The organism is Acinetobacter sp. YH12200, from assembly GCF_013418175.1.
Lineage (GTDB): Bacteria > Pseudomonadota > Gammaproteobacteria > Pseudomonadales > Moraxellaceae > Acinetobacter > Acinetobacter pseudolwoffii.
Window position 1 is genome coordinate 1 of sequence record NZ_VPCO01000042.1, and the last position, 10,502, is coordinate 10,502.

General features: G+C 42.5%; 7 protein-coding genes and 1 pseudogene. 4 read left to right on the top strand and 4 right to left on the bottom strand.

The annotated features are described in order from the left end of the window. The first annotated feature begins 286 nt into the window (after positions 1-286). The 3 genes from FTU90_RS15210 to pnuC are packed head-to-tail and all read left to right on the top strand — an operon-like array spanning position 287 to position 4,326. Positions 287-1,492, top strand: coding sequence for a phosphotransferase enzyme family protein (locus FTU90_RS15210; RefSeq protein ID WP_114542189.1), 1,206 nt, complete (start codon positions 287-289; stop codon positions 1,490-1,492). 40 nt (positions 1,493-1,532) lie between these two features. Next, positions 1,533-3,728, top strand: a complete 2,196-nt coding sequence (locus tag FTU90_RS15215) for a TonB-dependent siderophore receptor (protein WP_180073057.1) — start codon at positions 1,533-1,535, stop codon at positions 3,726-3,728. Positions 3,729-3,756: 28 nt separating this feature from the next. Continuing rightward, positions 3,757-4,326, top strand: a complete 570-nt coding sequence (gene pnuC / locus FTU90_RS15220) for a nicotinamide riboside transporter PnuC (RefSeq protein WP_103800505.1) — start codon at positions 3,757-3,759, stop codon at positions 4,324-4,326. A gap of 177 nt (positions 4,327-4,503) precedes the next feature. On the opposite strand, the gene FTU90_RS15225 is transcribed toward pnuC, so the two are convergent. Continuing rightward, positions 4,504-6,015, bottom strand: a complete 1,512-nt coding sequence (locus tag FTU90_RS15225) for an aldehyde dehydrogenase family protein (RefSeq protein ID WP_103800506.1) — start codon at positions 6,013-6,015, stop codon at positions 4,504-4,506. 201 nt (positions 6,016-6,216) lie between these two features. Between FTU90_RS15225 and FTU90_RS15230 the strand changes: the two genes are divergently transcribed. Beyond that, positions 6,217-7,398, top strand: a complete 1,182-nt coding sequence (locus FTU90_RS15230; protein WP_004647792.1) for a hypothetical protein — start codon at positions 6,217-6,219, stop codon at positions 7,396-7,398. A gap of 519 nt (positions 7,399-7,917) precedes the next feature. Here FTU90_RS15230 and FTU90_RS15235 read toward each other — a convergent pair. From FTU90_RS15235 to FTU90_RS15240, 3 genes and pseudogenes are all read right to left on the bottom strand, one after another. Next, entirely contained in the window at positions 7,918-9,090 is a 1,173-nt protein-coding gene (locus FTU90_RS15235; RefSeq protein WP_180073059.1) for an iron-containing alcohol dehydrogenase, read from the bottom strand. Between the two features lie 255 nt (positions 9,091-9,345). Beyond that, a complete protein-coding gene (locus tag FTU90_RS16255; protein ID WP_100358270.1) occupies positions 9,346-9,618 on the bottom strand; it encodes a hypothetical protein in 273 nt (90 codons plus the stop codon). Then, a pseudogene (locus FTU90_RS15240) lies at positions 9,615-10,376 on the bottom strand (PepSY domain-containing protein); the annotation flags it as partial. The gene FTU90_RS16255 and the pseudogene FTU90_RS15240, both read right to left, overlap by 4 nt. Positions 10,377-10,502: the final 126 nt, after the last annotated feature.

Below are 10,502 nucleotides of genomic sequence, written 5' to 3' on the forward strand. Positions count from 1 at the left end.
GAAATTCATGCACGTGTAGCAGTCCTCAACAGATTTACGGAATTAGGTCGACCACTTACCCAAGTTACGCCTTAAATTTGGCTCAATTAGGGGCGCTTTGCATTTCAAATCTTTGTGCAACAAAGCCTTTAAAAGGCTAAACTTGCCTCCAATTTAATACTGGTATGTACCACTTAATTTTAGGGCGTGTCTTCAATATTAAATGTATTTAAAAATACTATTTGCATGTTCGCCTAAACAATGATTTTCCATTATTACATAATGATCTGGCTCAGGAATATTGATAATGACCACAATGACTGATGATTTAGGTCATGGTATGGGCAATGCCTGGGAACATAAAGACTGGGCACATATTTCTGATCCAGAATTACAAAGCCTGCAGCAGCATTATTCCTGTTTACAAGGTCATATTCAGATTTTGTGGTGTAGTCCCCGGCCATTTTCATCTGCGGCGCTGGTCAAGGTGGAGCAGGATTTTGTGAGCAGGGATGAAGCAGTCGCGCATCAGTATTTGATCAAGCGCAGTCATTGTTCATTTCGTCGTGCCCACGATATTTTACAGGAGCATGCCGTTCTTCAGCATTTAGCCAGCAAAGAAATTCCTGTTGCAGCATTGATTAGGTCAAATCAAGATCTGACTGCTTTAGAGCTGGGTGACTGGACCTATGAAGTTTATGCAAAAGCAGCCGGTTTAGATCTGTATGCAGATCAGCAATCCTGGAAACCTTTTTTCTATGCTGAACATGCCGCCAAGGCAGGGGCTTTACTGGCCAGACTACATCTGGCGATGCAGGATTTTCCCGAACAGCAGGGCAGATCAGCATCTTATTTGGTTTCCAATCAGCAGCTTTTAGACAGTGAAAATATCATTACAGCCATTCAACAGCGCATTGCAAACAGTTCAGAATTAAGCCGTTATTTTGCCGATAAAAATTTAGATCCTTACTTTTTAGATCGAATCTTACAGGTTCACCAGCGTATTCAGCCTGTATTGCAACAGGCAAGCAAAATTTGGACCCATAACGATTTACACGCTTCTAATCTGTTTTGGTCAGCGCCGGATGCCAAAGCTGAAATTACTGCCGTAATTGATTTTGGTTTATCTGACCGAAACTCTGCACTTTATGATCTGGCTGTGACGATTGAACGTAATTTCATTGATTGGTTGGAATTAGAGCAGAGCCCACATATTCAGATTGATGAAGCTGGTTTAACCGCCTTTCTACATGCTTATTTTTCTGAAGTACATCCACAAGAAGATTTTAGTATTTTGCCAGAACTACTGAAAATCGTGCATTTGGATTTCGCTTTTTCAGAGCTTGAGTATTTTGTTGGGATTACTCAAAACCAGCAACATGCAGATGCTGCTTATTACGACTGGATTATCGGTCATGTGGACTGGTTCTTTGGCGAACAAGGTCAACAATTTACCCAGACCTTAACCCGGCTCATTCAAGATGAATTGCAATCTTCTCAATGCTCTCTCTAAACCCAGCATCATCACCCACTTCACAGACATAAGGTTTCGTATGAACACTCGTCAACTCAAACAGAATGTATTAACTCGATCTTTAAATATGATCATTCTGTCGCAGCTGTGTTTAGCCCCGCTGACTTATGCTGAAGACGCTGTGCAACAGCTTGACACGATTGTTATCACCGCCGATCAAAGCATTCCTTACTCGAGTGCCAAAGTGAATGTTGAAGGATTTGCTACGAACAGTCTGCAAAAACTCCCTGCATCGGTCTCTATCTTGACTGCCGATCTCATTGCTGAACAACATGCTCGTGTGCTGAGCGATGTGGTAAAAAATGATGCAGCCATCGGTGAGGGCTATGCTGCAATTGGCTATTATCCAAACTTTGTCTCGCGTGGCTTTGCACTCGATTTGGCATCAAGCTACCTCATTAATGGCAATGTGATTCGTGGTGAACAAAATGTTGCACTTGAAAACAAAGAACGTGTGGAAATTTTAAAAGGCATTTCCGCGATTCAAAGTGGTATGTCGACCCCGGGTGGTGTGGTCAATTATGTCACAAAGCGACCTAAAGATATCCAGGCCCTGACATTCTCTGCTGATCAACATGGACAGTTTTCAGTGGCAACTGATCTAGGTGGTTTTTGGGGTGATGAGCAACAATTCGGATATCGCATCAATCTGGTGAATGAACAGATGGAGTCTTATGTCGATCATGTGGATGGTGAACGCTATTTAGCGGCATTGGCCTTAGATTGGAAAACATCTGAGCAATCTAAATTGGAATTTGATCTTGAAGCACAGCGTTCCGAACAAAGATCAGTGCCAGGTTATCAATTACTGGATGGTAAAGTCCCAGAAAATGTGAAATGGGACCGATTGCTGGGTTATCAGACTTGGGGCAAACCGGTCACGATCGATAGTCTGAATAGCAGTTTAAAATATAGCTATGCATTGAATGATGACTGGAACTTGGGACTCGTTGCAGCACACAGTAAATCCAGAGTTGATGACTATTCAAGCTTTGCTTATGGTTATTATCGGGAAGGCTGTCTGGAAGAGTATTCTTGTAACACGTTTGGTAAAGCTGGCGAGTATGATATTTATGATTTTCGTAATCCGGATGACACCTTTAAAACCAATCAATTTAAAGTCAAATTGGATGGGGTGATTGATACCAATTGGGTACAACATCACCTTAACTTTGATTTGACTTACACCGATAAATCTAGAAATCGTTACAACGGTATAAACCAGTACATAAATTCAGAAGACTATGTTGGTAATATTTACCAAGATACCTACGACAGGATCCCAGAAGAAGGAAATCTAGGTCCTTATTTTAAAGCTTTAGATAGTGAACAGACTGCTTTTACGGTTTTAGATCGTATTGAGTGGAATGAGAAATGGTCTACTTTGATTGGTGGAAAATGGATCGAGCTTGATGAACAAGCACATGCTTATGATGCAGAGGGTAAGCAGGTAATAAAAGTTCGTGATACGGATTTAGGCAAATTTTTACCACAGTTTGCAGTGAGTTATAGCCCGGTAGAGTCAACAACTCTGTATGCCTCTTATGCCAAAGGTTTGTCAGATGGAAAGACAGCGCCTTGGTTTGCAGAGAATGCTGCTGAAACTCTAGCGCCGATCTATTCAGAGCAATATGAAATTGGCCTAAAACAACAGATCAAGCAGTTTTTATTGACTGCCTCGCTATTTGATTTACACCAAGACAACCAATATAGCAAGCCGATTTCAGGACTTCGCTATTTTGTTGCGGAAGGCGAACAACATAGTCAGGGTCTGGAGCTCGGACTGAATGGTGCATTAACCGATCATCTGGCCTTAACTTCATCTTTAGCCTTGACTAAAGCCCGTTTAGAAAATGTAGAAGCGGTTGAATATGGCAATCATCAGGCGCAAAACGTGCCAAAAGTTCGTTTCGCAACACATCTTCGCTATAACGTACCGAGCATTGCAGGTTTCACTGTTCTGGCAGGTGGTCAATACAGTTCCAGCAAATATGCTAACAAAGAGGGTGCTGCGAAAGTCGCAGGTTATAGTGTGGTTGATTTAGGCGCTGCTTATCAATTTAAGCTAAATACGACCGATGCATTGCTACGCTTGAATATTAATAATCTGTTCAACAAGAAATACTGGCGTGATGCAGGTGAATTTTTGGGTGACGATTATTTATTCTTGGGTTCGCCGCGTACAGCAACCTTGTCATTCAATCTGAACTTCTAAATTGGCTGCTTAATCAGGTTATATTGCTATGGAAAATATAGAAATTGCAGCGTTCATTTTAAATGTTTTAGGTGTCTGGTTGACGTCTAAACAATATAAAGCCTGCTGGGTAGTGAATATTGTCGCTGTATTTCTGTATATCATTATTTTTTATCGTGTCAATTTATTTGCAGACGCAGCATTACAAGCCGTATTTATCTTGATGCAACTCTATGGCTGGTATAGCTGGTCGAAGAAAGATCAAGACCAGGATCTGACTGTACAGATTGGCTATTTGAATAAAAAAATCTGGGTATATAGCCTGATTGTGGGTATTGTCGCTGGTCTGGTGATTGGTGCCTTATTTGCTCATTTCACCGCAGCGTCACTACCTTGGTTGGACTCCATGTTAGCCTCTTTTAGCTTGGTGGCAAGTTATTGGGCGGCAAAAAAATATATTGAAAGCTGGGGCTTGTGGTGTGTTCTAGATGTGATTTATGTCGGTATGTACACCCATAAATCATTGTATTTAACAGCCGTACTCTATTTTCTCTTTATTCTTCTTGCACTGAATGGCTGGAGAATGTGGCGAAATCTTTATAGAGTGAAATTATCTTGAAATGACACTATTGCAAATAGAAATTTGAGGTGATGCTCTTTCCTTTAAAAAAAGTGTTTATAGACTAAAAACTTTATTTGAATTGGCCGCAGCTTGAAGATGTTGCTGATATTTTGTGAAAGCTAGCTACCATACATTCAAAGCGAACCGAAGTTTGCTTTGAATGTATTTCACTTCTTAAAAGAACCCGGCTGGTTTGGTCGAATAGCTCACTAACAGATTTTTGGTTTGTTGATAATGATCCAGCATCATTCTGTGATTCTCACGACCAATGCCGGATTTTTTATAGCCACCGAAAGCCGCATGCGCAGGGTAGATGTGATAACAGTTGGTCCAGACCCGACCGGCCTGAATGGCACGGCCAGCACGGTAGGAAGTATGCGCTGAGCGTGACCAGACCCCGGCACCGAGTCCGTAAATCGTATCGTTGGCGATCTTGATCGCATCATCAAAGTCTTTAAAGGTGGTCACAGCCAATACAGGCCCGAAGATTTCATCCTGGAAGGTCTTCATGTCATTGGTGCCTTTAAAGATAGTCGGCTCAATATAGAAACCTTGACCCACTTCCTGACGTGCTTCACCACCAGTCAGGATCTGTGCGCCTTCTTCACGACCAGTGGCAATACAGCCCAGAATCTTGTCCTGCTGTTCCTGTGAGGCTTGCGCGCCAATCATGGTGTCAGTATCCAGCGGATGCCCGGTTTTAATCCGTTTCACCCGTTCAACGGCACGCGCCAGAAATTCGTCAGCAATACTTTCCTGGATCAGCGCACGCGATGGACAGGTGCAGATTTCACCCTGGTTCAGGGCAAACATGGCAAAACCTTCCAGCGCTTTGTCCAGATAATCGTCTTCCTGATCCATGATGTCGGCAAAGAACAGATTCGGTGATTTACCCCCCAGTTCCAGCGTCACCGGAATAATATTTTCGGTGGCATATTGCATGATCATCTGACCGACGGCGGTGGAACCGGTAAAGGCAATCTTGGCAATGCGTGGGTTGGTGGCTAGCGGGCGACCGACTTCAACCCCATAACCATTGACGATATTCAGGACACCCGGTGGCAAAATATCCTGAATCAGTTCAGCCAGCACCAGAATGCTGACCGGAGTCTGTTCTGCAGGTTTCAACACAATGCAGTTGCCCGCAGCCAGGGCAGGTGCCAGTTTCCAGGCAGCCATCAGAATCGGAAAGTTCCACGGGATAATCTGACCCACGACGCCCAACGGCTCATGAAAATGATAAGCAATCGTATCTTCATCAATTTCGGAAATGCCGCCTTCCTGCGCACGAATACAGCCGGCAAAATAACGGAAATGATCAATCGCCAGCGGAATATCGGCAGCCAGCGTTTCACGGATCGGTTTGCCGTTATCCCAGGTTTCTGCCACTGCCAGCAGTTCCAGATTTTGTTCCAGACGATCGGCAATTTTCAACAGAATATTGGAGCGGGTGGTCGGCGATGCTCTGTTCCATTGTTCTTTGGCTTTGTGCGCTGCATCCAGGGCCAATTCAATGTCTTCTACAGAAGAACGCGGAACCTTGGTAAAGACTTTGCCATCTACCGGAGAGATGTTGTCAAAGTATTCACCTTTGACCGGAGCGACCCATTCGCCGCCAATAAAATTCTCGTATTGTGCTTTAAAATGAACTTTTGAATCAGGTTGATTAGGATCGACGTAACGCATATTTATTTCCTTTGCTTATTTTCGTATGGCAAAACCGCTTCTACAGCTTTGGTATAAGGTACTTCTGCATCTTATTTGATTAATATAACTGGTATAAGGTTGGAAAAAGGTTGGAGCTAGCATGTTCACGATATTTTCATCCATTTTAAAAAAATAACGATTACAGCGGATGTAAATCATGAATTGTTGTGAGAATAAGGAATGATGACAAAACAAGATTTGATGGAAAAAAGGCACAATACTGATCAGCTTCGGCAAAACAGCAGTTTGTCTCCCTTACATGCAGAACAGCTGGGACAGAGTATTGCCAGCTCCTGGCAACGTTCATCCTCGGCTGAAATCCCGAAGAATCGTTTAGCAGCACCGCTGACGGATTTAAAAAAGACCACTTCTTCCTCAACTTTAGCCCAAGCCCTGCAACATTGTGCTCAGGATTTAAAACATATTGCCGAGCAATCTTCTATGGTGCTGGCGGTCGGAGATATCGGCAGCACCATCATTTGGGCAGCTTCTAGCCCACAAATGCAAAGTGCCGCAGAAAGTGTACATTTTATTGAAGGTGGGCAATGGCGCGAAGAGCTAGTCGGAACCAATGCATTGGCATTATCCTTAAAAACTCAACAATCCAGCTGTGTCTTTTCCAGTGAACATTACATGTCCTCCATTCATGATTGGGTTTGTTACGCTGCCCCGATTATTGATCCCTATTCAAAACAGGTCTTAGGTGTCATTGATCTGTCGACTACCTGGCCAAAGCATAACAGTTTAGCACTACTAGCTGCGGAGCGCTGTGCTACGATCATCCAGTCGGCTCTACTAGAATGCCAGAAGCAGCGCCTGTTTATTCGAGCTTTTTCAGTACCTCAAGTGCTGTTTAATGGCAAGATGCTGGTTCTGACTCCTCGACAGATTGAAATTCTGACCATTCTAGCCTTATGTCCGCAGGGTCTGAGTCTAGATACATTGCATCAAGCCTTATATGGCGAGCGCAAGGTCAGTATGGGGACTTTAAAAGCAGAAATGTCACAATTACGCGATTTATTAGGTGGTATGCTGGGTTCCAGACCCTATCGTTTATTGGCGCATGTAGAGGCTGATTTTTTAATGACAGAGCAATCTTTAGATGCTGGGTATATCGATTCAGCCTTGAAATTATGTACCGGCGTATTTCTGGCCAAAACAGAAAGTCCATTTCTATGCGCCTGGAGAGATTGTCTGGAATCACGCCTGAGCGATGCCATTTTCAAGGCTAATGAAACCGATGTCTTGCTGAAACATGTGGCACATTTTCCTGAAGCGATTGATGCTGTAGAACGCCTGATTGAACTGATGCCCAAAAACCATCCCGTTCATCAGACTCTGTTAAAATATAAAAATCTTTAAAGCTGATGTAACTGTCGGTACAAAGCTAAACAGTTAAAATAGGAATATTCTGGAATATTCAGCATCATCCCTATTCACAATAGATTTACTTGTCGATTTCATCTGAATCAGATCCTAAAATTTTATTAATCTGATGATTTTTCAGTGGCTATGCCATTTACTTGGCCACTTGAGGGGACTCACTTCATCAAAATCAGCTACGATCATCTTCATTTCATATGAAGGACGTACAGTTTATTCCTCAGAGATTAAATATGATATTAAGATCATACGATGGGAAATTTTTTCTGGCTGGAACGAAGTAGAAGAAATTAGGATATTTTTATGCTCTAGGATAAACATGGATATTTTTAGGCTAGGGGACTTATAAAATAATTCCCCTCTATTTTTTATCCTATTATGAAGGTAAAAGCGGTAGCCAAAAGCAATGAATTGCTATTGGCATACTTCTTCAGTAGGCGAAATAAGGCCTGTTAAAGTGTAAGTCAGATGATTGAAAATAAGACTTACAAGGAGGTATTACATTGCCGCTTTAAAAATATCCACGACTTGAGCATGACTGGCCTTACGTGGATTGGTTAACATGCAGGCATCTTTTTGCGCATTTTCTGCCATAGTGGCGAGGTCAGCTTCTTTTACATTCAATTCCGCTAAACCTGATGGAATGCCAATTGACGATGAAAGCTGCCGAATGGCGTTAATCGCTTCATAAGCTGCCTCAGTTACAGTTAAACCTTCTATATTCACCCCCATCAATTGGGCAATTTTGGCATAACGCTCCGGACAGGCAATCAGGTTAAACTCACAGACATGTGGGAGCAAAATCGCATTACAGACCCCGTGTGGCAAGTTATAGAAACCACCAAGCTGATGCGCCATCGCATGCACATAACCTAAAGAGGCATTATTAAAAGCCATGCCTGCAAGATACTGGGCATAGCTCATGGCATCCCGTGCTTCCAGATTATCCCCATTCGCCACTGCGGGACTGAGCCATTCACTGATCATGGTGATCGCCTTTTCTGCACAGGCATCAGTGATTGGATTTGCTGCCGTAGACACATAAGCTTCTACTGCATGCGTCAAGGCATCCATACCTGTTGCCGCAGTCAGCCCTGCAGGTTTGGCCAACATAAGTTTAGGGTCATCAATCGCAATGAGTGGTGTACAACGCCAATCTACAATCGCCATTTTCACATGGGTATCGGTATTGGTAATGATACAGAAACGTGTCATCTCCGAAGCTGTCCCTGCCGTAGTATTGATTGCAATCAGTGGTGTCATCGGGACGGTACTTTTATCAATCCCTTCATAATCACGGATATGTCCGCCACCTGCAGTGACTAGACCAATGCCTTTGGCACAGTCATGTGAGGAACCCCCACCTAACGATACAATAAAATCACAGGCATTTTCATTATAAGCTGTAACTCCATGATGCACGTTAATATCAGTTGGATTGGGTTCCGCGCCTGGGAAAATATAACTGTCAACACCTGCCTCTTTCAAATAATCTGCAATATCATCTGCAACACCAAATTTAAACAGGCCAGCATCAGTTACAATCAGTGCTTTCTTGGCGCCTAAATTTTGTGCTTTTATCCCGATTTCTTTAGCACAGCCCGGACCAAAAAGTGAAACGCAGGGAATATAAAAACCGTTAGTTTGATCTGCAATATTTTTAAAAGCCATGGGGTGATTCCTTCTACCATTGATTGATTATTTTATCGGTGACCCTCACCGTAATATGAGTATTGGATGAAGCTAAAAAGAATCCTACCTACCAAATACCTACCAATTTAAATTTCTGATTCTAGCCAAAATAATGCATTTGAGGTATTTAAAAGCAGATTGGCAAGGTTTAGCAGATACTGGGTAGATTGGTTTAATAAAGGGCGTGTGAATAGCACACTAGGCTGTTTACTACTTTCTGATTTTAAATAAATACTAAAATGCTTTATTCATTTTTAAGATAAAGATAAAAAGTACGGGGCTTAGAAATACCCATAGAGCCACAAAGCTGATACTGTAGCTAAACCGGGTCCGTAATAAAACCATTACGACGAATAAGAAAATACCTGCAGCGAATTTAGTGTACGTAGGAAAATTCGCTAAAAAAGCGTACCGAGATTTTCGGGTTTTTAGGATCTGCTTTGCACTTACCGCATAAAAACCAAAACAGCTTAGCCATAAAAGCCCCATGATTGCGATCCATATCATATGGAAGACTCCTGCTGTACGGCTTTCAGTTTGGTCTGGATTTTCTTAATAGCCTTTTGCTGAATGGGCGTAATTTTCTGGTGTAACAATAGGGCAAGCAGTGCCAAGGTCCATAACATCAGATCAATACGCAAAAAAGGCCAATAAGTCGCAAAAGAATCAACATATTGCTGGGAAACTAAATAATAAATATCAATCAGGGGAATTATAAAGGCAGCACAAATCAGAAGTTTAAGCTGCATTCTCCATATATCTTGCTGTGGGGTTACACATGCCAGGATAAAACTGCCAAGCCAGATAGAGAAAAAACTATAAATTTCATAATTTGGTGCACCTACAGGAATACTGATAAAACGATTCGCATAGAGATATCCCAGCATGGCAAGCGGCAAGCCAATAATTATGGTGATATTCAAGCGGTTCACTAAATAGTGTCCGAGATGAAACCGCACTGATTTTTTCTGCATCTGGCGTTTCAGGCTCCACAGCAGCAATCCGGATGCAATCATTGCGCAGCCTAATATGCCGGAGAAAAATAACCCTAAACGTAAAACAGGTTCGGCAAAACGTGCCATATGTAAACCATACATGCTGGCATTTAGTGTGGCAATTGCACTTTCATTTCGTGTATTTTCAAGCAATTTTCCGGTAGCAGCATTTAAAATAAGCTGTGCCTGATTTCGTGTAATGGAATGATCTTTGAGCTGAGTTAAGGTTATGTGTGCCAGCTGGGTATTGGGCTGCTTGACCGTGATATGGCTTTGTTGCACAAAGATTTGAAATGCAAAGCGCCCCTAATTGAGCCAAATTTAAGGCGTAACTTGGGTAAGTGGTCGACCTAATTCCGTAAATCTGTTGAGGACTGCTACACGTGCATGAATTTC